The following is a 22,573-nucleotide window of genomic DNA, read 5'->3' on the forward strand; positions in this document are numbered from 1 at the left end:
CCAGTGCGGCGGTCCTTTTCTAGTAGCGGGGACAGGATTTGAACCTGCGACCTCTGGGTTATGAGCCCAGCGAGCTACCGAGCTGCTCCACCCCGCGATGCATGGACAAAGTTACACGAGCAGATGAACGGAACGCAAATCGCCTGCGCTGGAGCGAAATACACGCCTGAAAGTCACAAATTCGAGTGACTGGGTTCACAAAATACTCGTGAGGATCAACACATAACAGGTATGTAACGAACACACCTCGAAACCGCATCGGAACGGCCCTACCAGCGCAAACTGCAAAATTCGCCTACAAGAGCCGACCGGGCAGTCCGGAAAATCGCGAATCGACCCTCGTTCAGCGCTCCCGTACGGTCGGTCCCGGCCCGAATCAACCGGGCGAACGCCGACCCGCCGCTGCTCGACTCTGCCCCGCGGGATCGGAACCCCCGAAACCTTCGAGGGGCAGAGGCACGGAGAGACAAGCGCCCGGGAAGTCAGCATCACCGCGACCCGCAGGCCCGCCGATGTCAGCAAGCGCGGAGAGGATTTACCCCGACATGACGTACACCAGCATCAGCAAGCGTGCATTCGGCACATTGGCAGTAGCCGGCGCACTTGTCGCAGTGCCCCTCACCATGAGCACCGGCACCGCTTCCGCAGCCACCCACAACTGGGACGGCGTCGCACAGTGCGAGAGCGGTGGCGACTGGAACATCAACACCGGAAACGGCTACTACGGCGGCCTGCAGTTCTCGCAGAGCACCTGGACCGCCAACGGTGGCACCGGCTCGCCGGCCAACGCTTCCAAGGAAGAGCAGATCCGCGTCGCCGAGAACACCCTGCAGAGCCAGGGCCCCGGCGCATGGCCCGTCTGCGGCCAGCGTCTGACCGTCGCGAGCGAGCCTGCAGTCGAAGAGGCTCCCGCCGCAGCACCGGCTCCCGTCGCCGAGGCACCCGCAGTTGCTCCCGCCATCGAGATTCCGGCCGAGCTCAAGCCCGCCGCACAGCAGGCTTACGAGACCGCTCGTGACCTCGCCGGCCAGTACGGCTTCGCCGCACAGTTCCAGCAGCTCGCCGATGCCAACGCACCGATCGTTGCTGCACTGCGCTGATTCAGCTCGTACAGCTTCACCCTGAGCACACAAGAAGGCCCACCATCCGATCGGATGGTGGGCCTTCTCTTGTTCACGAACTGACTCCGCTTACCTCGGCAGCGCCTGGTACGCGTCGACAGCCTTCTGCAGGCGGTCGAGCGCAGCACCGTAGCTGGTGAAGTCACCGCTCTGTTGCGCCGACTTCAATGCCGCCATTGCCGAATTGACCTCGGCCAGCGCCTTCGATACGTCATCCGAAGAAGCCGGCGGGGCCGGCGCCGTCGGAGTTGTCGGCGTTTCCGGTTGCGCTCCGGTATCCGGATCGGGTGCCGGCTGGGTGACCGTCGCTGCCGAACCTGCGCCCGGCCAAATCTGACTGATCGCCTCGGAGACGGTCGGTGCATAACCGATCCGAATGCCGTTGGTGTCGCTGAAGCTCACCAGCACACGCGCCAACTGAGGGAACGCGTTCTGCGAGTTTCGCTGCGAGTACAAGGGCTCGACGTAGAGGATTCCGCCCTCGGCAATCGGCAGAGTCAGCAGGTTTCCGTACTGAATCTTGTTCGACTGCTTGAGCAGTGACACTTCCGAAGCAACACGCGAATCCGACGTCATCGCAGACTGAGCCTGCTGTGGACCCTGAGTCTGTGTATCGGTCGGCAACTGAAGCACCGTGAACTTGCCGTAGTTCTCCTTGTCGTTCGCCACGGAGATGTAGGCCGACAGCAACTCACGACTGAACCCGACCATCGGACTGGTCAGACGGAAATCCGCCTTCGCGGTGTCCTTGTCGCCCACCAGCACGTAGTACGGCGGCTGGTTGGCCGACGTGTCGATCGTCGGATCGCTCGGAACCGACCAGAACGCGTTGTTGGTGAAGAACTCACTCGGATCGTCGACGTGGTACTTCGCGAGCATCTCTCGCTGAACCTTGAACATGTCTTCCGGGTAGCGGAAGTGCGCCTGCAGGTCGTCCGAGATTTCACTCTTCGGCTTGACGGTGTTCGGGAAGACCCCCATCCACGCCTTCAGAACCGGATCCTGCTCGTCGACCTGATACAGCGTGACGGTGCCGTCGTAGGCGTCGACCGTAGCCTTCACGGAGTTACGGATGTAGGAGAACTCCTGACGCGGAATGAGGCGCCCGGTCGTCTGGTCGATACTGTCCTCGACCAACCCGTCGAGCGAACTGCGCTGCGCGTACGGGTAGTCCTGGGCAGTGGTGTAGCCGTCGATGATCCACTGCATCTTGCCGTCGACCACTGCGGGGTAGGCAGCGCCGTCGGTCGTCAGCCAAGGCGCGACCTCCTCGACCCTTTCCTTCGGATCACGCTTGAAGATGATCTTGGAGTTCGAGCCGATTGCACTCGAGAACAGGATGTTGCGCTCGGTGTACTTCGCCGCGAATGCAAGACGGTTGAACCAGTTGCCGATCGAAACGCCACCCGAACCCGTGTAGGTGTACTTCGAGGTGTCGGTGTCGTACTCACGCGGTCCCTCGCCGTCGACGGAACCGACGATCGAGTAATCGGCGTCCGACTGGCTGATCACCTCGCCGTAGTACGAACGCGGATTGTCCACCTTGAGATTCTCGTTCTCGGGTGTGGTCGTCAGGTCACTGACCGAGTAGATCGGGTAGCCACCGGTGTTGTTCTGGCTGTCGCCCTGTACGGCCGTGACTTCGTTTGCCTGGGCCGCGACGAAACCGTTGCCGTGCGTGTAGACCGTGTGCTTGTTGATCCAGTCCGTCTGGTTGCCGGAAAGGTTGTTCGGCGACAGCTCACGCGCTGCGACAACGAAGTCGCGCAACTGGCCGTCTTGTTCGTAACGGTCGACGTTGAGCGTCTGCGGGAACCCGTAGAAGTTCTTGAGCTGACGCTGAGCTGTGAACGTCGGCGACAGAATGGTCGGATCCAACAAGCGGGTATTCGCGATCGTGGTCCGGTCGGCCGGAACATCCTGGGGCTGCTTGGTGCCAACTCCCGGATAGTCGACGTAGTCGACGTTTTCTTCGGTGATCCCGTACGCCTGACGAGTGGCTTCGATGTTCCGCTCGATGTACGTGCTCTCCTTCTGCGCCGCATTGGGCTTGACGGAGAACTGCTCGACGATCATCGGGTAGACCGCACCTACCAGCACCGACGAAAGAACCAGGAGAGCGACCGCCATGGCCGGTATCCGAAGATCCCGCGTGAAGATCGAGGCGAAGAACGCCAAGGCGCAGATGACTGCGATGGACAACAGGATGAGCTTCGCCGGCAGCACCGCGTTGATATCAGTGAAGCCCGGACCGGTGAACGTCGGTTCCTTACGACTGCTCGACATCAACGAGTACCGATCGAACCAGTACGCAACCGCCTTCAGGAGCACGAAGGTTCCAGCGATCACAGCGAGTTGAATACGAGCGGCAGTGGTGAATGTTCCAGCGCGCCCGGCCAATTTGATTCCACCGAAAACGTAGTGGGTGATCAGGTTTGCCACGAAGGCCAGCAGGATCGAGACGAACAACCAGTTCAACACGAAACGGTAGAACGGCAGATCGAACGTGTAGAAGCCGACGTCCATGTTGAACTGCGGATCGGTGATGCCGAACGGTTGGCCGTTGAGGAACAACTGGATGGTGACCCAGTTTGCCTGCGCGATGAGACCGGACAGGATGCCGATCGCCACCGGAATGATCACGCCGAACAGACGAAGCCGCGACATGACGGTGGTGCGGTAGCGCGCGATCGGATCATTGGGTCCGGAAACCGGGACGAACACCGGACGCGCGCGGTACGCGAGAAGCATCGCGAGCCACACGATGGCTCCGACGACAATTCCGACGACGAGGAAGAGTACGAATCGCGTCAGCAGAACCTTGGTGAACACACCACGGAAGCCGACTTCACCGAACCACAACCAGTCCGTGTACATGCCGATCAGTCGCGGCCCCACGAGCAGCAAGGCCGCCACTACGACAGCCACCACCAACAAGATTCGACTGCGTCTGGACAGAGAGGGTAAACCTGCGGGGGGCCGCATGCCCACGTGCCACGCTCCAAGATTTGGCGACGCCGTGGCGTCGCAACCGATTGCATCGATCACTGCGGCCACGCCCGAGTGGACTTGGCCGTTTCCGACCACTCTACGTACCAACGGTCACGGGTTGACAACACGGAGAGCGGGGACACGGACAGAAGGTGGGAGGATGAACGTGTGAGTGAAGAGAATATGAGCAGATCACCGAGTGCCCTCGCCCGGTGCGTTCATGAAGTTGTCGACCACATCGACGCCGAAGGCTGGGATCAACCGCCGAAGCTGTACGCGTTGGTGCCCACCGAAATGCTCGCCGCGGCCGAGCCCGGACTGCTCGACCAACTCGCCGAGGGCGCCGAATACACACCGATCGAACAGGAATCGCTTCCCGAGGACATCATCGGCGGTTCTCGCGCACTCGACGAGTTCCTGGCTACGACCCATTGGCCCGAGTCGGTGCAGGGCTGCATCCTGGTGCAGGAGATCGTCGTCCTGCCGCCCGAGGCGGAATCGGATCTCGATCACGCGACAGCGCCGGTGTTGACCGATCAGCACGCGGCGGACGAGGTCGCCCGACTGACTGCCAACGCGCATCCCGATCGACGCGAAGCGCGACTGTTCGTCGGCGTGCTGCGAGACGGTCCTTCGCTGTCGCTTCTACAGATGCGTCCCGACGAGGATGCGGATCCGTACGGCGACTTGGAACTGCTCACCTACGACGGTCTTGCACCTCACCTCGTGCACGCGCTGTACGCGACGCTCGACGAGGTCGAAGAAGACTGACGGACTCTCTATTCTGCAAACAGCTTTCAGCAGCGGGGTGCGTCGCCGCCCGTGTTGAGACTCTCGAGTGAGTCCACTGCGCCGGGCAGGTTGTCGACCTTGACGAGTCGAAGCCCGTCCGGCGCATTCTGTTTCGCCTCGTCACAGTTCTGGGCCGGCACGAGGAAGGTCTCCGCACCGGCTTCGGAGGCGGCGATCAACTTGTACCGAATGCCGCCGATCGGACCGACTTCGCCGGCGGAGTCGATGGTGCCCGTCCCGGCCACGAACTTTCCGCCGTTGAGCTCCCCCGGTGTCAGCTTGTCCACCAAGGCGAGTGTGAACATCAGTCCGGCAGAGGGACCGCCGATGTCGGCAAGGTTGAACTGCACGGTGAAGGGAACGTCCGGGACCTCGTTCGGCGTGACGCCGAGGTAACCCGATTCGGGCTTGTTGGGCCGCGCCCCGACCGTGACCGGCACAACGGTCTCCACACCCTCACGAAGGACGGTGACATCGATCGCGGTGCCGGGCGCGATCTCACCGACCGTGTCCTGAACGCCGGTGATGGTGGTTACCGGAGTGTCGCCGATCTTGACCAGGACGTCGCCCTCTTGCAGGGCACCCGCAGCGGGGCCGTCCGGAGTCACCTTGGACACAGTGAGTGCCACCGGCTTGCCGAGAAAGTGCAGTGCAGCCAACTCGGCGCTGTCCTCGGACTGCTGGAAATCGGCGGTGTTGGCCTGCTGGATCTCTTCCTTCGACTTCTCGGGCGGATAGATCTCCGAGCGTGGGACGAGTCCGTTGCTGCCACTCGCCCACAGCCCGAACGCTTCGAAGATGTTGAGGCCGTCGCGAACCGACACCGTTGTCATGTTGAGGTTGCCGTCGGTGGGATCGACCTCGGTCCCCTGGATGTCGACGACGGGCTTACCGTCGACGTCGCCGAGCGTGTTGAAAGTGGGGCCCGGACCGAGTGCGACATAAGGAACAGTGACCATTGTTCCGACGACTCCCAACACGACGATGGGTGCGAGTGCGGCCAAGAGCGTCACTATCCGTCGATTCACCTGATCCAGAGTAAAGCGCGACGGCGCCGGAGCGCCGATCGCACCGCCTGAGCGCCGCGCGTGTTCGCCGTCAGCGTGACTCGGAGGGCGACTCCGACCGCTCGAGCCTTGTACCGTTGAGGTATGAGCAATATGCCGTTCGGCTTCTCCAACTCCGACGACGATCCCGATCGCGACAAGAACGCGGCGGGTGGCAATCCGTTCGGGGGTGGTGACATGCCGTTCGGGTTCGGCGCGGGCGGTGAGGGATTCGATCCGGCTCAACTCGGCCAGATGCTCACCCAGTTCGGGCAGATGCTGAGCGGAATGGGCTCGTCGATGGGCCAGGGCGGTACGTCCGGCCCGGTCAACTACGACATCGCCAAGAAGCTGGCACGCCAACAGATCGGATCGGTCACACCGATCACCGAGGGCAACGTCAAGGCGATCGCCGACGCAGCGCACCTGGCCGAGATGTGGCTGGACGCCGCGACAACGCTCCCGGCCGGAGCGAGCCGCACTCTCGCCTGGACTCCCAACGACTGGCTCGACAACACGATCGACACGTGGAAGCGACTCTGCGATCCGGTGGCCGAGAAGGTAGCGGGCATGTGGGTCCAAGGACTTCCCGCCGAAGCGCAGCAGATGGCGGGCCCGATGCTGGGCATGCTCGGCCAGATGGGTGGACTCGCGTTCGGCTCGCAATTGGGCCAGGCACTCGGCCAACTGTCCACCGAGGTGCTCTCCTCCACTGACATCGGCTTGCCCCTCGGACCCGAAGGCACCGCGGCCCTTCTCCCCGCTGCGGTTCAGGCGTTCAGTGAGGGTCTCGAACAGCCGCATCAGGAAGTTCTCGTGTTCCTCGCCGCACGTGAAGCGGCCCATCAGCGCCTCTACAGTCACGTTCCGTGGCTGCGCCAGCGTGTTCTCGCCACAGTCGAGGAGTACGCCCGCGGGATCACGATGGACTTCTCGGCGATGGAAGAGTTTGCCAAGGACCTCGACCCTTCCGCTCTCACCGATCCGAGCAAGCTCGAGGCGCTGATGCAGCAGGGCACGTTCGAGCCGCAGAACACTCCAGAGCAGAAGGCTGCTCTCGAGCGTCTCGAGACACTGCTTGCACTGGTCGAGGGTTGGGTCGAGACGGTGGTCACCGCCGCACTCGGCGAGCGACTGCCCGGTGTTGCCGCGATGAGCGAGACGTTGCGTCGTCGCCGTGCCACCGGCGGCCCCGCCGAACAGACCTTTGCGACGCTGGTCGGACTCGAACTTCGTCCTCGCAAGGTCCGCGAAGCGGCCGGATTGTGGCAGAAGCTCACCGCGGAAGCCGGTATGGATACTCGCGACGGCGTCTGGTCACATCCCGACCTGATGCCTGATTCGAGCGATCTCGACGCACCGGACGGGTTTGTCGCCCGTGTCCTCGGCGGCGGCGACACCGGCAATTTCGACGACCCGATCGCCCAGCTCGAAGCCGTCCTGGCAAAAGAGCGTGCGGCCGAGGAAGCGATGGACAAGACCCGCGAGGACGACGAAGACAAGTAATCTCTTCGTGACACATTTTCGCAGATCAGCCACGATGACGGCCTGTGGATAACTGCCGCTGAGGCAGACTCGCAGGACGTACGCCATGCCAGCATCGAACGATGACCGGTGACAGGCAACACGACGCCACACAGAACAGCACTTCACAGCGATCCGCGGGGCCCCGATGGGACCCGCGGATCGCTGTTCTGTCGCGCCCGGACGGTCGACTGCAGCTGGGATGGACACCCGGACGTGCCGTCCTGCTGACGCTGCCTGCCGGGGTCGATGCTCGCGCAGTGAAGTCGATCCTGCGCACGATGGACGGATCGAAATCCCGCGCCGCCATCCTCTGGGAAGCGTCGAGGCGCGGGATTCCCACGTCGGTGACGGAGCAGTTTCTCGTGCAACTCGCCGATTCCGGTTTCGTCCACACTGCCCGCAGTAACACCGCGACGGTCCGGATCCACGGCGTCGGTCCACTCTCGGACGCCGTCGAGCGCGCACTGGTCACCGGCGGGGTCAGCACGCGCCGCTCGCGCGGGTATCGCAACACCGATGTCGTGCGCTCGTGGAACGAGCAACTGGTGGTCCTGGCCGACGACGTCGTCACCGATCCACGTTTGGTGAGCGATCTCGTTCGCTGCGGACTCCCCCACCTTTCCGTCCGCATCCGGGACGGTAACGGTGTGGTCGGCCCTCTGGTCCTGCCTGGTCGGTCGAGTTGCCTGCGGTGCGCCGACATCATCCGATCCGAACTCGACCCTCATTGGCTTCATCTGTCCGCGCAGCTACTCGGCAGCGCGGGTCACGCGGAATCAGCGATGATCCATGCAAGTGTCGCGCTCGCCTTGGCCGAGATCGACGCGACTCTCGGTGCCCTGGACCTACCCGGTGTCGAGGACCTGCCCAGTGCGGCTACTGCGGCCAGTCTGTCGTCGACGCTCGAGATCGCGCTGCGTCCGTATCGGATCACAACCAGGCGCTGGCCTCGGCAAATATCCTGCAGTTGCCAATACCTGGCACCTGTTTCGGGCAAAGGACGCCCCAGTCAGACATGATGGTGTGGTGTCCGAGATCCCACGCAAGAGTTCTGCCCGTACTGCCAAACTCGCGAGCATCCCCTTGGGGATGGCTGGTCGCGCCGCCATGGGCTTCGGACGCAAGCTCGCCGGCGGCGACAAAGGCGAGATCGACGCGCAGTTGAGCGCGAAGGCCGCCGAGCAACTGTTCGCGGTGCTGGGCGAACTCAAGGGCGGCGCGATGAAGCTGGGCCAAGCGCTCAGCGTCATGGAGGCGGCAATTCCGGAGGAATTCGCGGAGCCGTATCGCGAGTCGCTGAACAAGCTTCAGGCCGCCGCCCCGCCACTGCCGACAAAGCAAGTACACAAGATGCTCGACCAGCAACTCGGAACCAAGTGGCGTGACCGATTCCAGTCGTTCGACGACGAACCGACTGCGTCGGCCAGCATCGGGCAGGTTCACCGAGCGGTCTGGGCCGACGGCCGCGATGTAGCCGTCAAAGTTCAGTACCCCGGCGCCGACGAAGCTCTGCGCGCCGACCTCAAGACCTTGGGCAGGTTCGCCGGCCTGTTCGGTTCGGTCATGCCGGGGGTCGATGTGCGGCCCGTGATCGAGGAGTTCACCGCTCGCACGGAGGAAGAACTCGACTATCGGATCGAGGCGAACAATCAGCGAGCTTTTGCCAGAGAGTTCGACGGCGATCCGCAGTTCGTGATCCCGCACGTCGTGGCGAGCGCGCCGAAAGTGGTCGTGACCGAATGGATGACGGCAACCCCGCTGACCAGAATCATCGAGAGCGGAACGCCGGAGCAGCGCAATGCTGCCGGTGCACTGCTCGCCGAATTCCACTTCGCGTCTCCGGCCCGTGTCGGCTTGCTCCACTGTGACCCGCACCCCGGCAACTTCATGCTTCTCGAAGACGGTCGACTCGGCGTCATCGACTTCGGTGCTGCTGCGCCGTTCCCGAACGGGCTGCCGCGGGTTCTCGGCACGATGGTGCGCTTGGCGGTCGAGGAACAATTCGACGAATTGACGGAGTTGTTGCGCGCCAACGGTTTCGTGATTCCTGGACGCACAGTGACCGACAAGGAGATCGCGGATTACCTGCGACCATTCACCGACCCGATCCAGACCGAGTCATTTCACTTCACTCGAGCGTGGCTGCAAAAGGCCGCCGGAACTGCCACTGACTTCAACAGTGCGCAGTTCCGAACGGCCCGTGCACTCAACCTTCCGGCCGAGTATTTGATGATCTTCCGAGTTCTTCTCGGTTCGGTCGGCATATGCGCCCAGTTGGACGCATATGCCCCGTACATGGAAATCCTGACTCGCTGGTTGCCCGGGTTCGCGGAGCCGGTTCTGGATGAAACCGGCTCCGCCGAATAAGACACCGGCTCCGCCGAACAGGGCTCTCACGCGCACACAAGTTGCTTGCGTGGGCGCCCTCTCGGTCTCTTGCGCGCTATGACGGCCCCCTGATCGAGGATCTCGCCTCCCCACACCCCCCATGGCTCGGCGCGGTCGAGAGCCGCACTGAGACAACGGGAACGGATGGGGCACTGCGCGCACAGTGCCTTGGCCTGCTCGAGTTCGGCCGGAGCTTCGGCGAACCAGAGATCGGGGTTGGATGCCCGGCACGGCAGGTCGCGGCGGGTGGACGCGGCCTCGATGAACGTGACTGCAGCCGAAGTGACGTCGGTGGAAGTTACTGCAGTGGTGGAGTTTTCGGATTCCACGCGGATTGTCTGGGCAGACAACTCGGTCTCCTAGTGCTCGGATGCGAAACTGTGTCGCACGATATGGGTTCGATGGGTGCGAACCTGAGCCGAGTCGGAAACCAGATCAAGAGGAGTATCCAACACAAAGGCCACGGTCCGCAGGGGCTGCGGGTCCGTGGCCGTAAGTGAACGGATGTGTCCTACCGAGGAATACCTCGATGGCTTAAGAACACGGACTCGACAGCTGCTTTCTTTGCTGCTGCTTGAGGGCGCAGGCGGAACGCATGCTGCGCCCATCCCGCTGCACGCGGCAGCATGGGGGCGGCAACAGCGAACTTTGCGCTTGCGCACGCTTCGTAAGAGATCAAGTTCGTCATTTTTTTGCCACCTCCATTTCGTGTCGGTCCGGATAGTTTCTGCGCACAGGTTGCCCCGTAACACTGAAAACCAGAGTAGAGAATCCGTCGAATCTGCACAACCTATTTTTGACCTGCGGTTATGCAACTCACGGTTGTCGATTCGGATGTGTTGTCAGATATCGAGTGTTGCCGCTCGCAGTTCACCGCGAATGACAGCTAGTACGTCTTCGCCGAAATTGTCGAGTTTCTTCGGCCCGATTCCGGGAATCGAGACCAGTCCACGATTGTCTTGTGGTCGTTGTTCGGCAATAGCCATCAGCGTGTTGTCGCTGAAGACGACATAAGCCGGAACTTTGAGTTCTCGGGATTTGTCCAAACGCCAAGCCTTGAGATGTTCGAGCAATTCCAGGTCGACATTGGACGGGCACTTCTCGCAGCGTCCGAGCATTGTCGCCGACGTCCCGATCAGCGGTTTGCCGCAGACTCGGCAACGCGGACGCTTCTTGTTCCCCGATGACGGCGCGGCAACGCGTGAAGCCGGTGAGTCCTCGGGAATGAGCCCGTTGAGGAACCTCGACCGGCGACGGGACTTGCGGCCACCCTCGTTGCGAGCCAATGCCCACGACAGCTGCAGATGCTCGCGGGCGCGAGTAACCCCCACGTACAGAAGCCGACGCTCCTCCTCCACGGCGACGTCGTCGGCACCCGAATTGGCGTCGCCGAGAACGTGTTGGATCGGCAGGGTGCCGTCATTGAGGCCGACCAGGAACACCGCATCCCATTCGAGCCCCTTGGCGGCGTGAAGCGAAGCCAATGTCACGCCCTGCACGGTCGGTGGGTGCCGCGCCTCGGCTCGGGCTGTGAGCTCTTGCAGAAGCCCGGTGAGCGACAGTTCGGGCTCGTGGACGAGTTGTTCTTCGGTCAGCGCCACGAGAGCCGAGAGCGACGCCCAGCGCTCGCGGGCCTGGGTGCCCGAAGGTTCTTCATTGGTCAGACCGAGTGGTGCGAGTACAGCACGAACCAGTGACACCAGTGCTTCGCCGTTGTCTGCGCCTTCGGGGAGGTCGTCTCGTCCGGCGGCCTGACGCAGCGCCGCCACCGCCTGACGAACCTCGGTGCGAGTGAAGAAGCCCTCGCCGCCACGCACCTGGAACGGGATGCCGAGCTTGGTGAGTGCCTGCTCGTGCGCCTCGGACTGAGCATTGATCCGGTACAGAACAGCGATCTCGGCGGCGGGGGTACCTGCTGCGATCAGCCGTTTGATCGCCCGCGCAACCCCGAGTGCCTCGGCTGGTTCGTCGTCGAACTCCATGAACTCCGGTTCAGGGCCCGGTGCTCGTTGCCCGATCAACTGCAGGCGCGTCCCCGCGATCCGCCCCCGCGCCGCACCGATCACACGGTTGGCCAACGACACGACCTCAGGGGTGGAGCGGTAGTCCCGTTCGAGCCGAACGACGGTCGCTTCGGGGAACTTCCGGGAGAAGTCCAACAGATAGTTCGGGGTGGCGCCGGTGAAGGAGTAGATGGTCTGATTTGCATCGCCCACCACGGTCAGGTCGTCGCGGTCCCCCAGCCACGCGTCGAGCACGCGCTGCTGCAGCGGGGTGACGTCCTGATACTCGTCGACCACGAAGCATCGATACCGCTCGCGGAACTCGTCGGCAACCGTCGAATGCTCTTCGAGCGCAGCCGCTGTGTGAAGGAGGAGATCGTCGAAATCGAGGAGCATGCCGTCCTGGCCGCGAGCCTTCAGTTCTTCGTATGCCGCGTAGACCTGGGCCACTTTGGCAGCATCGACCGGCGCCTCGCGACGAATCTTGGCTATCGCGCGTGGGTAGTCCTCCGGTGCGATCAGCGACGCCTTGGACCATTCGATTTCACTGGCGAGGTCGCGGACGCTTTCCGTGCTGGTGGACAGTCCCACCCGGGCCGCGGCACTGCTCACGACCGCGAACTTTCGATCGAGCAGACGCCACGGCGTGTCACCGACCACCTGCGGCCAGAAGTACTTCAGTTGCCGGAGGGCGGCCGCGTGGAAGGTACGAGCCTGCACCTGCGGCCCACTCCCACCGACGCCGAGCTCACGAAGACGCCCGCGCATTTCCCCGGCCGCACGCGCGGTGAATGTCACGGCAAGCACCTGCCCGGCCGACACATGACCGTCGGCAACCAGATGCGCGATCCGGCGCGTGATTGTTCGGGTTTTGCCTGTTCCAGCGCCCGCGAGGACGCACACCGGGCCGCGTGGCGCGAGCACGGCGGCCGATTGTTCTGGATCCAGTCCGGTGTCCGCAGGCATGGGGACCATCATGGCAGGACGTTCCGACACTCCGAACGCCGCGCCCGACGGTATGTGGGCAAGAGAACACGGCCCGATACGGAACAACGCTCACGGTCGTGGTGTTATATCGGCCGTGACTTCTACCGAAAATGCGCCTGCCCTGACCATCTACTCGACCACGTGGTGCGGCTACTGCCGCCGCCTCAAGACGCAGCTCAATGCGTCGGGGATCGAGTACACCGAGATCGACATCGAGAACGATCCGGCGGCAGCCGATTTCGTCGGCAGCGTCAACGGTGGCAATCACGTCGTTCCGACCGTGAAGTACGGAGACGGCAGCGTCGCGACCAACCCGTCGCTCAACCAGGTCAAGCAGGCCCTGGGTCTGTAGATCTTCTCCGTCTGCTACTTGACCCGGCTCTTACTTGACCCAGCTCTCGAGCATTCCGCGAGCGATGGAGATCGACCCGGGCAGCAGCAGTGGCGCGTCCGCTTCCGAACCCCAGTCGCCGAGTTCGAGAGCGGAACGCACCTCGTCCTTCGTGAACCAGGTGCCCTCGGCGATCTCGCCGTCCGCGAACAGAAGCGGAGCGGCGGGGTCGCCGATAGCGGCGAAGCCCAACATGACCGATCGAGGGAACGGCCAGGGCTGGCTCCCGAGGTATCGCACGCTGTGCACGTCGATACCGACTTCTTCCTTGATCTCGCGGACAACGCAGGTTTCGAGAGACTCACCGGCCTCGACGAATCCCGCGAGAATCGAGAAACGCCGCTGCGGCCAGGTCGGCTGACGCGCGAGTAGAACTCGATCGCCGCCGTCGTGCACCAGGCAGATGACCGCCGGATCCGTTCGGGGAAACTCCTCGTGACCGGTGGACGTGGAAATGCGTGACCAACCGGACATCGTGGGTTCGCTCGGTGCGCCGTCGACAGCGCTGAATCCGGCACTGTCGTGCCAGTTGAGGATCGCGACGGCACCGGTCAACAAGCCGGCGTCCGCGTCGTCGAGTGTTCCGCCGAGCATCCGCAGTTCGGACAACGTGCCGGCCAGCAGCGATACTCGCACCGCCCAGACGTGGCGATTCTCCCGAATTCCCAGGAACACCGCGCCGCGCACCGGCTCGGGCCCCAACTCGGTTGCCTCGGCGAAGACCAATTGACCTTCCGGCGACACCTTGACCTGCCCCCGTGAATTCACACGAAGGAGCAGCGCATCCGACCAACCCGTCGTCAGTGCAGCGGCGTCCGACCGCAATTCCTCGGCGCGGCCGACGCTCGAGCGTGAGAGCAGCGGTGTTTCGGTCAGCTGGAAGTCGTTCACGCTCACGACATTACTGCGCGCACGAAGCTCGGTAACACTCAGTTCGTGACGCGGCGGATGTACAGCAGGCGATCGTTCTCCTCCACAGCGTCCACCTCGGGCGAACCGACGCGAACCAGGCGGCCGTCGCGAACGACGCCGAGCACGATGTCGGAGAGGTGGCGCGGAGAGCCGCCGACCTCGTCGCGCTCGACGGCACGCTCGGCGATCGCGAATCCGGCTTCCGGAGTCAGAAGGTCTTCGATCATCTCCACGACAGTCGGCGTCGTGGTCGCGATGCCGAGGAGCCGACCTGCCGTCTCCGAGGAGACGACGACGGAGTCCGCACCGGACTGGCGCAGCAGATGCGCGTTGTCGGCTTCACGGATGGCCGCGGCAATCTTCGCTTTGGGTGCGATTTCCCTCGCAGTCAGGGTTACCAGAACGGCGGTGTCGTCACGATTCGTGGCCACGATGATCGACGACGCGTTCTGTGCGCCGGCCAAGCGAAGTACGTCCGATTTCGTCGCCGAACCGAACACCGTCACCAGGCCCTTGCTCGCCGCGGAATCGAGGACGGTCTGATCGGTGTCCACGACCACGATCTCCGACGCCGGTACTCCGTCACCGAGCATTGCTTCGATTGCCGTCCGCCCCTTGGTCCCGTATCCGACGACGACGGTGTGATTACGCACGTGCTGCCTCCAACGCTGAATTTTGAACGCCTGACGCGAACTCTCGGTCAGAGCTGAAAGTGTGGTTCCGACCAACACGATCAAGAAGAAGATTCGAAGTGGCGTGATCAACAGGACGTTGACCAGGCGCGCCGACGGCGTGAACGGAGTGATGTCGCCGTAGCCGGTGGTCGAAAGCGAAACCGTCGCATAGTAGATGCAGTCGAGCAGCGAAAGCTCGTTGTCCTGCGCGTCGCGGTATCCGGCGCGATCGATGTACACGATCAAGACGGCGGCGGCGAGAGCACCGAGAGCGATGAGAACTCGCTTGTAGATGGCCCGCGCCGGGCTGGTCTGTAGCTGGGGAATGCGCAGCACCCCGACAAGGGCGAAGTCAGGCTGATCGGTCAATGCTTCCGACCTGGTCAAACGCGCCCGGAGCTTACCGGCCATACATCGACTCTCTCACTCGAATTTACGAAATACCTACACGGACATCGGCAGGCAGCGTAACCCTCGAAGATCGACTTCGGAACTCGGGCGCCCATTAGCGCACCGGTTGTGGGCGCCGATACTGGCAAGAAGGTCCACCGTGAGGCAGGCTGGGCAAATGCCTTTCACCAGTTCGACGTCCACTCCCAGCCAAGCAGCAGCTCTTCGCTTGTCGGCCCTCCTACTCGGCGCCGGCACCATGCATTTCGTAGCGCCTTCCTTCTTCGACAGCACCGTTCCCCGCCAGCTTCCCGGCCAAGCGCGCACATACACCCAGGTGTCGGGCGTCGCGGAACTGGCGATCGGCGCTGCCTTGGCCGTGCCGAAGACCCGCAAGCTCGGCGCGGGCCTTGCCGCCGCGCTCTTTGTTGCCGTGTTCCCCGCCAACATCCAGATGGCGATCGACTGGTGCCGAAGCCCGAAGACGTCCACACCGCAGAAGATCGGTTCGATCGCACGTCTCCCCCTGCAGGTTCCGCTGGTGACCGAAGCACTCAAGGCTCGTCGAAACGCAAGCTAATCTTGCGCGCCTGCCGTTCGGATGAGTCGAGCGAGAGCCTCACCGTCCGGCAGGTTCTCAGGTGCGATGGTGCGACCCGATCGAACGTAGTGAAACGCCGCCCGCACCTTGTCGGCCGGAAATTGTTCGTTGCGCCCGGCCGAACGAGCCCTGGCCGACATCAATTCGGCCCAGGCCACCCGGTACGCGGCCAGCTGCATGACAACAGCGTCCTCGTTGGCAGCCGACGGTTCGGCCCCGGTCTTCCAGTCGATCACCGTCCACCCGCCGTCGGGATCGGCGAACACCGCATCGATCCGACCTCGCAAAACGGTTCCGGCAATGGATGTTTCGAAGGGAACCTCCACTTCGATCGGGCTGCGATTGGCCCACGGGGACCGCAGGAACGCATCCTGAAGTTTCACCAGATCGGTCTCGGGACCCGCGCCGGTATCCGCGGCGCCTGGTAGCTCGTCGAGATCCAACAGCCGGGTCGCACCGAACCTTCGCTCGATCCAGGCGTGAAAAGCCGTGCCTCGCCGAGCGAGCGGATTCGGTGGGTACGGCAGTGGCCTACGCAGCCGTGCCGCGAGTTCGTCCGGATCTGCCTTGAGGTCGACGAGTTGAGTCACCGAAAGCTGCGCCGGGAGAATCACTTCGGCACGCGCGTTCGCCCGGGCTTCACGCTCGGCCAGGAGCACGTCGACGTCCGAGGCCCAGTTCTCCGGATCGTCCTCCGGTTCTTCCGTCTCTTCGCTGTCGTTCGGCAGCGATGCGAGAGCGGACAGGACGCTCGCGGCTCCGGCCTCGACGGCGCCGCGGCGCGCACCCAGCGGATCTGGCGGCCACTGCGCGGTTCGGGGTGTGGAGGCCAACGGGTTCTCGGTGTCGGGTTCCGGGGCCGGTGCCCATTCCTCCACGACGCCGATCGCACGTTGCGAGTCTTCTTCAGCGGGATCGTTTTCGGCAGTGACCATCTGATGCAGCTCGTCCAGGAACTCCGAAGGCCCCTTCGGTTCCGAACCGGATTCCGCCCAGTGGTGAGCCGAGATGAACAGTGCCCGTTCGGTTCTGGTCAGCGCGACGTAGAACAACCGCCGATCCTCGTCCAGTCGACGGTTGGACAGTGCCTTCTTGTGCGCCGTGATGGCGTTCTCGAGGTCCTTGCGGTTGTACAACTCTTCGAGGTCGAGCACGGGCACACCGTCCGCCGAATCCGCGTCGACGGCCCGGTCACCGCGCAACGACGGTGGCAGTTCGGCGAGCGCCCCGAGCCATGATCCGGACGCTGTGGACGAGGGGAAAACCCCGTCGCTGACATGCGGGATCGCCACCACTTCCCATTCGAGCCCTTTCGCCGAGTGCACGGTCAAGATCTGGACCCGATCCGGCGCCACCTCCACTTCGCCTGGCGTGAGGCCCTTTTCGATCTGTTCGGCTGCCGCGAAGAAAGCCAGCATCCCGGTCAGATTGGCCGTTGGACGCGTCGCGTAGTTAGCGACAACGTCGGCAAATGCGTCGAGATGCTCGCGGCCCGCGGTCCCGACGACGCCGACTCGGGTCCGCGCGCCCGCCTCGATTCCGATCCCGAGCACCCGCTCGACCTCCGCCACCAATTCGGTGAGCGGCTGGCCGATACGTTCGCGCAACGACGCCAACTCTGCCGCTATCGCGTTGATGCGTGTGTACCCGAGAGCCGAATAGCGTTCTGCCGGGCCTGGATCGGAGATCGAGTCGACCAATCCTGCTTGCTCGGCGTTCTCCCCGGGCAGAGCATCGTGGACCGCCGAGGTGAGCGCCTCGGCGTCGGTGACCGCACCCGCCGTTCCGTATCCCGCGGAGATGGCAAGTTCGCGGGAGCGTTCAGAGAGTGCCGCGAGGTCTTTCGCGCCGAGCTGCCATCGCGCGCCGGTGAGCAGCCGAACGGCAGCGCTGCCCGCGAGCGGATCGGCGACCACCCGGAGCATGGCGATCACGTCCGCCACCTCGGGTGTATGCAGGAGCCCACCGAGTCCGACCACTTCGACCGGCAGACCCTTGGACCGCAAGGCCTCGGCCAGCGGGGCAGCATCGGCATTCCGGCGGATCAACACAGCCGCCGTGGGCGTCGGGCGGTCTTCGGCACGTGCCGCCTCGTATTCTTCGGCGATCTTCTCCGCCACCCACTGGCGTTCCTGTTCGACGTCGCCCAGCAACGCCAGTCGAACGTCTCCGGCGACGGCTCCGGGCCGCGCACGAAGAGTGCTGACAGCCACGCCGCGTCGACGCAACGGCGCCGAAGACAGGTTGGCCAGCTCGAGAGCCTCCGGCGGGTTACGCCAACTGGTGAGCAGTTCGAGTGTCGGAGCCGGTTTTCCGTTGGCAAGCGGGAAGTCGGTTGCGAACCGCGGCAGGTTGGCCGCCGACGCGCCGCGCCAACCGTAGATCGACTGCATCGGATCACCGACGGCCGTCAACGCCAAGCGGCCGTCGGCTCCCCCACCGAACAACGAGGACAACAACACTCGCTGAGCGTGACCGGTGTCCTGGTACTCGTCGAGAAGAACTACCCGAAAGCGCTCACGCTCGGTCTGCCCGACCTCCGGATGTTCGGAGGCGACCCGGGCCGACAGTGACATCTGGCTGCCGAAATCCAAAGCGCCTTCACGCCGCAGCGTCTCAGCCAGCCGGGCGACGAGAGGCAACAGCTCGATGCGCTTATGTTGCACGTCAAGGTAATTCAAGAGCTCTTTGCTCGGTCCACCCCGCTGTTTCGGGCCGGCAGGCAGAGTGTGGATCAGCTTGTCCAACTCGGTGTGTGCCTCGAGCAGCTGCTCGGGATCGACCAGATGCTCCGCCAACTGACCGGAAAGCGCCAGGACGGTTTCGGTGATGGACCCAGGATTCTTGTCGGTGTCCAGATCGCTGTCCCAACCGCTCACGACGCGGTGCGCAACCTGCCACAGTTCGGTCTCCGACAACAGCGTCGCCGAGGGCTCGATGGGCAAGAGGAGTCCGTGTTCGGACAGCAACCGTCCCGCGTACGCGTGGTAGGTACTGACTTCGGGTTCGCCGGCCAGGATCCGGGAACGCACTCCGCCGGTCGGGTCGAGTGCCCGCAGAACGTCCGAACCCGCCAGCCGCGCCAACCGCTTGCGGATTCGCGAGGTGAGCTGTTGCGCCGCTTTACGCGTGAAGGTGAGGCCCAGAACCGCCTCGGGATCGACGAAGCCGTTGGCCACCAGCCACACGACGCGAGCAGCCATCGTTTCGGTCTTACCGGCACCGGCACCGGCGACCACCAACGTCGGACCGAGCGGTGCGGCGATCACTGCCGCCTGCTCGGGCGTCGGCGGGTGCTGACCGAGCGCAACCGCCAGGTCGACGGGGTCGATCTTCGGTCGGCGTGCCTTGGGCGTTGCGGCAGCCACTTAGTTACTCACCTGTCGTCCCTCGTCGTGTGCCGGGCAACTCGACCGCACCGGGCAATGTCTACATCCGTCGTTGACGCGGGCCAGGTATTCGGGTCCCTGCGTCGCTGCCGCAGCATTGTGAATGACGTCTCGCCACATCTCGACGGCCTCGGCAGTCAGCGGCGACTGAACTCGCTGCGCCGCACCGTCTTTCTTGTTGGACTTGGCCACGAATACCAGGCGTGCACCGCCGGGTTGTGTGGCCGGTTCGCCTGCAATCGCACCTTCGGCCGCTGCGACCTGGTACGCCGCCAACTGCGCGTGAGATTGCGCGGCCTCGTTGCTGACGGGGTTTCGCGCAGTCTTGACGTCGACAACCACCGGACGACCTTCGGTGTCGCGCTCGAGCCGGTCGATCCGGCCGCGAAGCTTGACCGCGGGCGCTCCTTCTTCGCGCGGTTCGAGGACCCCCTCGACCGCGACCTCGACGCCGACTTCGGTCAGTTCACCGCGAGTTGCATTCATCCAGGCGGTGAACGTCGCCAGCATCTCCCGAGTTCGATTGAGCTCGCGGCGCGAATACCACTGCGATCCCAGGTCTATCGATTCCCAAGCATTTTCGAGTGCCTTCTCGACCTGGTCCGGCGGAATCCTACCGGCCAGCGCCTGGACCAGGGTATGGACGAGAGTGCCGGCGATCGCGTGGGTATTGTCTCCGTCGCTGCCGCCATGACGCTCGAACACCCATCGGAGCGGGCATGTTTCGAGAAGCTCGATGGTGGACGGCGAGAGTGACACCGGTCCGTCCTCGGGTTGCCACATGGGATCCGCGGTGCTCGGCTCGGCTGTGCCGTACCACTGATCCGGATGCGCGCCTCGTACTCCGGCGGCAGCCAGACGCGCCAACTGGCGAGCTGCACGGGAATGCTTCTCGGGGTCGAAATGCGCGATGTCGGGATCACACACCACACTGCGAAGCTGTGCGACCAGCGCGGGCAGCGACAGAACCCGGGTATCCCCGGTCTCGGGTGCAACGACGTCGAGATCGGACGTCGGATCATCCGAATACGCGTCGCCACGGATCAACTCGTCCACGAAACGCGAAGGCACCAGATCGGTGTCACCCGAAGCCGACTCGACCGCGGTGATCAGCAGGCGGCGACGAGCACGGCTACAAGCGACAAGGAACAACCGGCGTTCCTCGGCCAGCAGCGGCGCGGTTCGCGAGAGTCGTTCGGCGGCCGAGTCACTGCCGTCAGAGACTCCGTTGACCAGGTCGATCAGTGCTTCGGTACGCAGCAGCGAGCCGCGTGCCCGCAAACTCGGCCAGAGCCCCTCCTGCACACCCGCCACCGCCACGACCGCCCATTCGCGCCCCGCTGCGGCGTGAGCGCTGACCACGGTGACGGCGTCGCGAGCGATGACCGATCGGCTCCGCGAGTCGGTCGGTATCTCCTGGCTGGTCAAGTAGTCGACGAAGCCGGCGAGTTGCGAACGCGGCAGCCGGTCGACGTAGTTGGCCGCGGCGTCGAAGAGCGCGACTACGGCGTCGAGGTCGCGATCGGCTTGTGAGCCGATCGGTCCCCCGCGCGCCGACGCAGCCGCCCAGCGTCGTTCGAGGCCCGTCGCCTGCCAGGCAGCCCACAGAACTTCCTCGACCCCGAGACCTCGCTCGAGCGGTACTCGGGCCTTGCGAAGGACCGACAGCACGCGATTCAGCGCAGCAGCCTCGACGTCCGTCAGTTTGCCCATGAGCCGCTTGGACTGCGCGCGATCCTCGTCGATCAGGATGAGCCGCAACAACTCCGACGAATCCCGATCACTTCCCGACGCCAACTCGACGCGGCGCAGACCACGACGCAGCCGGCGCAGGGTGACCGGTTCGGCGCCGCCGATGGGGCCGGCCATCAGGGCCAGGGCGTCGTCGCCGGTGAAGTGATCGCCGCCGAGCGCCCGGAGGACCAGCAGCAGGCCGGACACTCCGTGTTGCCGGGCGAGCGGCAACTCGGTGGCAGCAGTCGTCACGGGTACCCCCGCTGCGAGCAGAGCTCGCCGTAGCGGGGCAAGGGTGCGTGGGACCGAGCGCACGACAACCGCCATGTCGGACCACGCAATCCCGTCCAGCAGATGCGCCCGGCGCAAGGTATCTGCGACGACTGCCGCTTCCTTGGCCGTCGTACCGAGAACACGCACCGACGCCCGTCCCGGGTCCTCATCGGTGAGATCGGACGGAACCGCGATGCGGTGAGCGAGGTTGCCGGGCAGTCGCGCAGCGATCTTGGCCGCAATCGACGCGACGTCGGCATTGTTGCGAAACGTGGTGGGCAGGATGACTTGGCGCTCGTCTCCGCGCTCGGCGAGTTCGAGTAGAAAAGCCGAATCAGCACCGCGGAATCCGAAGACCGACTGATCGGGATCGCCGGCTACGACCGTGCCCGCAGTGCCGGTGCCGATCAGTCGAACCAGTTGCGCCGCCTGCGGATCCAGATGCTGTGCATCGTCGACCAAGAGGTGCCGGATACGGGCGCGCTCGGAGCGAAGGAGCTCGGGATCGGTGGCGAACGCCGTCAACGCCGCACCGATCAACTCAGCCGCGTCGAGTGCCGGCGCCGTGGCCTCCGGGGCCTCGACGCCCACGCTGCCACGCAGCAGCACACCCTGCTCGTAAGCCTCGACGAAGCGGCCGGCCGCCACCCACTCGGGGCGGCCGCGCTTCTTGCCGAGCTTGACCAGATCTTCGGGACCGAGCCCGCGCTCGTTGGCGCGCAGCATCAAGTCTCTGAGTTCGACGGCAAAACCGTTCAAACCCAGCGCAGGACGCAGGCGCTCGGGCCAGCGCAGTGCGCCGTCCTCGATGTCCCCACGCAACATCTCGCGCAGTACCGAGTCCTGCTCGGCACCGGTGATCAATCGTGGCGGCGCGTTGCCGTGTGCGGCGGCTTGGAGCCGCAGCACGGCAAAGGCGTAGGAGTGAACGGTGCGTACCAGCGGCTCACGGGTTGCCTGCGGTCCGCGTTCCTGTTCGTACCCCAGCAATCCGGCTGTGATCTGCTCACGAACCTGCGTCGCAGCCCGACGGGATTGCGTCAGCACCAGGACCGATTCGGGGTCTTCGCCACCGGAGATCCTCTGCACCGCCAGATCCACGAGAAGGGACGTCTTGCCGGTTCCGGGGCTGCCGAGTACCTGCCAGGGATTCCAGGCGTCCGCCGAGCCGAATGAAGCAGGGCCGAACGCGAGCTGGAACGGATCATCGGACGGCGGCGCGAACAGCCGGGCCGTCCCTTCGTCCCATGTTCGGGGTGTCCGAGACGGCGCAGTTCGGTGCACCAACCGCGCCCGCGGAATGGTCACTTTGCTGCGTGTTGCCGTCTCACTCACCCAGGCATTCCACCAGAGC

15 protein-coding genes and 1 tRNA gene are annotated in these 22,573 nt (G+C 64.2%); 7 read left to right on the forward strand and 9 right to left on the reverse strand.

Translation table 11 applies throughout. From position 1 onward, the window contains the following. Positions 1-23: 23 nt before the first annotated feature. Positions 24-97: transfer RNA gene (locus tag DBV08_RS02155), tRNA-Met, on the reverse strand. A 448-nt stretch (positions 98-545) separates the two neighbouring features. Here DBV08_RS02155 and DBV08_RS02160 point away from each other — a divergent pair. Then, positions 546-1,100, forward strand: a complete 555-nt coding sequence (locus DBV08_RS02160; protein WP_095969135.1) for a transglycosylase family protein — start codon at positions 546-548, stop codon at positions 1,098-1,100. A 90-nt stretch (positions 1,101-1,190) separates the two neighbouring features. Here the strand turns inward: DBV08_RS02160 and DBV08_RS02165 are convergent, their stop codons facing one another. Next, positions 1,191-4,106, reverse strand: a complete 2,916-nt coding sequence (locus DBV08_RS02165; protein ID WP_251012067.1) for a UPF0182 family protein — start codon at positions 4,104-4,106, stop codon at positions 1,191-1,193. Between the two features lie 174 nt (positions 4,107-4,280). On the opposite strand from DBV08_RS02165, the gene DBV08_RS02170 reads away from it, so the two are divergent. Beyond that, a complete protein-coding gene (locus DBV08_RS02170) occupies positions 4,281-4,883 on the forward strand; it encodes a PPA1309 family protein (RefSeq protein ID WP_019747831.1) in 603 nt (200 codons plus the stop codon). A 26-nt stretch (positions 4,884-4,909) separates the two neighbouring features. On the opposite strand, the gene DBV08_RS02175 is transcribed toward DBV08_RS02170, so the two are convergent. Then, positions 4,910-5,932, reverse strand: a complete 1,023-nt coding sequence (locus DBV08_RS02175) for a PDZ domain-containing protein (protein ID WP_185564396.1) — start codon at positions 5,930-5,932, stop codon at positions 4,910-4,912. 123 nt (positions 5,933-6,055) lie between these two features. Between DBV08_RS02175 and DBV08_RS02180 the strand changes: the two genes are divergently transcribed. The 3 genes from DBV08_RS02180 (at position 6,056) to DBV08_RS02190 (ending at position 9,844) form a co-directional block, all read left to right on the forward strand. Continuing rightward, positions 6,056-7,456: a zinc-dependent metalloprotease gene (locus DBV08_RS02180; protein ID WP_095969133.1), complete on the forward strand. Its 1,401-nt coding sequence runs from the start codon at positions 6,056-6,058 to the stop codon at positions 7,454-7,456. Positions 7,457-7,557: 101 nt separating this feature from the next. Further along, a complete protein-coding gene (locus tag DBV08_RS02185) occupies positions 7,558-8,496 on the forward strand; it encodes a hypothetical protein (protein WP_124566381.1) in 939 nt (312 codons plus the stop codon). A gap of 4 nt (positions 8,497-8,500) precedes the next feature. Further along, positions 8,501-9,844 carry an AarF/ABC1/UbiB kinase family protein gene (locus tag DBV08_RS02190; RefSeq protein ID WP_185564398.1) on the forward strand — a complete coding sequence of 448 codons (1,344 nt, stop codon included), beginning with the start codon at positions 8,501-8,503 and terminating at the stop codon, positions 9,842-9,844. A 26-nt stretch (positions 9,845-9,870) separates the two neighbouring features. Here the strand turns inward: DBV08_RS02190 and DBV08_RS02195 are convergent, their stop codons facing one another. Continuing rightward, the gene (locus DBV08_RS02195; protein ID WP_095969131.1) at positions 9,871-10,194 is read right to left on the reverse strand and encodes a WhiB family transcriptional regulator; all 324 of its coding nucleotides are present in this window, start codon (positions 10,192-10,194) and stop codon (positions 9,871-9,873) included. A gap of 513 nt (positions 10,195-10,707) precedes the next feature. Next, entirely contained in the window at positions 10,708-12,846 is a 2,139-nt protein-coding gene (locus DBV08_RS02200) for an ATP-dependent DNA helicase UvrD2 (protein WP_124566383.1), read from the reverse strand. Between the two features lie 103 nt (positions 12,847-12,949). On the opposite strand from DBV08_RS02200, the gene DBV08_RS02205 reads away from it, so the two are divergent. Next, positions 12,950-13,207, forward strand: a complete 258-nt coding sequence (locus DBV08_RS02205; protein ID WP_003942350.1) for a mycoredoxin — start codon at positions 12,950-12,952, stop codon at positions 13,205-13,207. Positions 13,208-13,237: 30 nt separating this feature from the next. Here DBV08_RS02205 and nudC read toward each other — a convergent pair whose 3' ends face one another. Next, a complete protein-coding gene (nudC, locus tag DBV08_RS02210; RefSeq protein WP_124566384.1) occupies positions 13,238-14,137 on the reverse strand; it encodes an NAD(+) diphosphatase in 900 nt (299 codons plus the stop codon). 38 nt (positions 14,138-14,175) lie between these two features. Further along, the gene (locus tag DBV08_RS02215) at positions 14,176-15,243 is read right to left on the reverse strand and encodes a TrkA family potassium uptake protein (protein WP_095969129.1); all 1,068 of its coding nucleotides are present in this window, start codon (positions 15,241-15,243) and stop codon (positions 14,176-14,178) included. 157 nt (positions 15,244-15,400) lie between these two features. Here DBV08_RS02215 and DBV08_RS02220 point away from each other — a divergent pair, with 157 nt between their 5' ends. Next, a complete protein-coding gene (locus DBV08_RS02220; RefSeq protein ID WP_095969128.1) occupies positions 15,401-15,802 on the forward strand; it encodes a hypothetical protein in 402 nt (133 codons plus the stop codon). On the opposite strand, the gene DBV08_RS02225 is transcribed toward DBV08_RS02220, so the two are convergent. Together DBV08_RS02225 and DBV08_RS02230 are read right to left on the reverse strand one after the other, a co-directional pair. Continuing rightward, positions 15,799-19,191, reverse strand: coding sequence for an ATP-dependent DNA helicase (locus DBV08_RS02225; RefSeq protein WP_124566385.1), 3,393 nt, complete (start codon positions 19,189-19,191; stop codon positions 15,799-15,801). The two genes, DBV08_RS02220 and DBV08_RS02225, sit on opposite strands and share 4 nt — an antisense overlap. Continuing rightward, positions 19,192-22,554 (reverse strand): ATP-dependent DNA helicase, encoded by a 3,363-nt coding sequence (locus DBV08_RS02230; protein ID WP_124566386.1) that lies wholly within the window; start codon positions 22,552-22,554, stop codon positions 19,192-19,194. Positions 22,555-22,573 lie beyond the last annotated feature (19 nt).

The organism is Rhodococcus sp. KBW08, from assembly GCF_003852455.1.
In the GTDB taxonomy this organism is placed as follows: Bacteria; Actinomycetota; Actinomycetes; order Mycobacteriales; family Mycobacteriaceae; genus Rhodococcus_F; species Rhodococcus_F baikonurensis.

Bases quoted from the DNA above. Each gene is read 5' to 3' on its own strand.
- DBV08_RS02185 (WP_124566381.1), top strand. From the start codon at position 7,558: ATGACCGGTGACAGGCAACACGACGCCACACAGAACAGCACTTCACAG.
- DBV08_RS02165 (WP_251012067.1), bottom strand. From the start codon at position 4,106: ATGCGGCCCCCCGCAGGTTTACCCTCTCTGTCCAGACGCAGTCGAATC.
- DBV08_RS02200 (WP_124566383.1), bottom strand. From the start codon at position 12,846: ATGATGGTCCCCATGCCTGCGGACACCGGACTGGATCCAGAACAATCG.
- DBV08_RS02180 (WP_095969133.1), top strand. From the start codon at position 6,056: ATGAGCAATATGCCGTTCGGCTTCTCCAACTCCGACGACGATCCCGAT.
- DBV08_RS02220 (WP_095969128.1), top strand. From the start codon at position 15,401: ATGCCTTTCACCAGTTCGACGTCCACTCCCAGCCAAGCAGCAGCTCTT.
- DBV08_RS02160 (WP_095969135.1), top strand. From the start codon at position 546: ATGACGTACACCAGCATCAGCAAGCGTGCATTCGGCACATTGGCAGTA.
- DBV08_RS02215 (WP_095969129.1), bottom strand. From the start codon at position 15,243: ATGGCCGGTAAGCTCCGGGCGCGTTTGACCAGGTCGGAAGCATTGACC.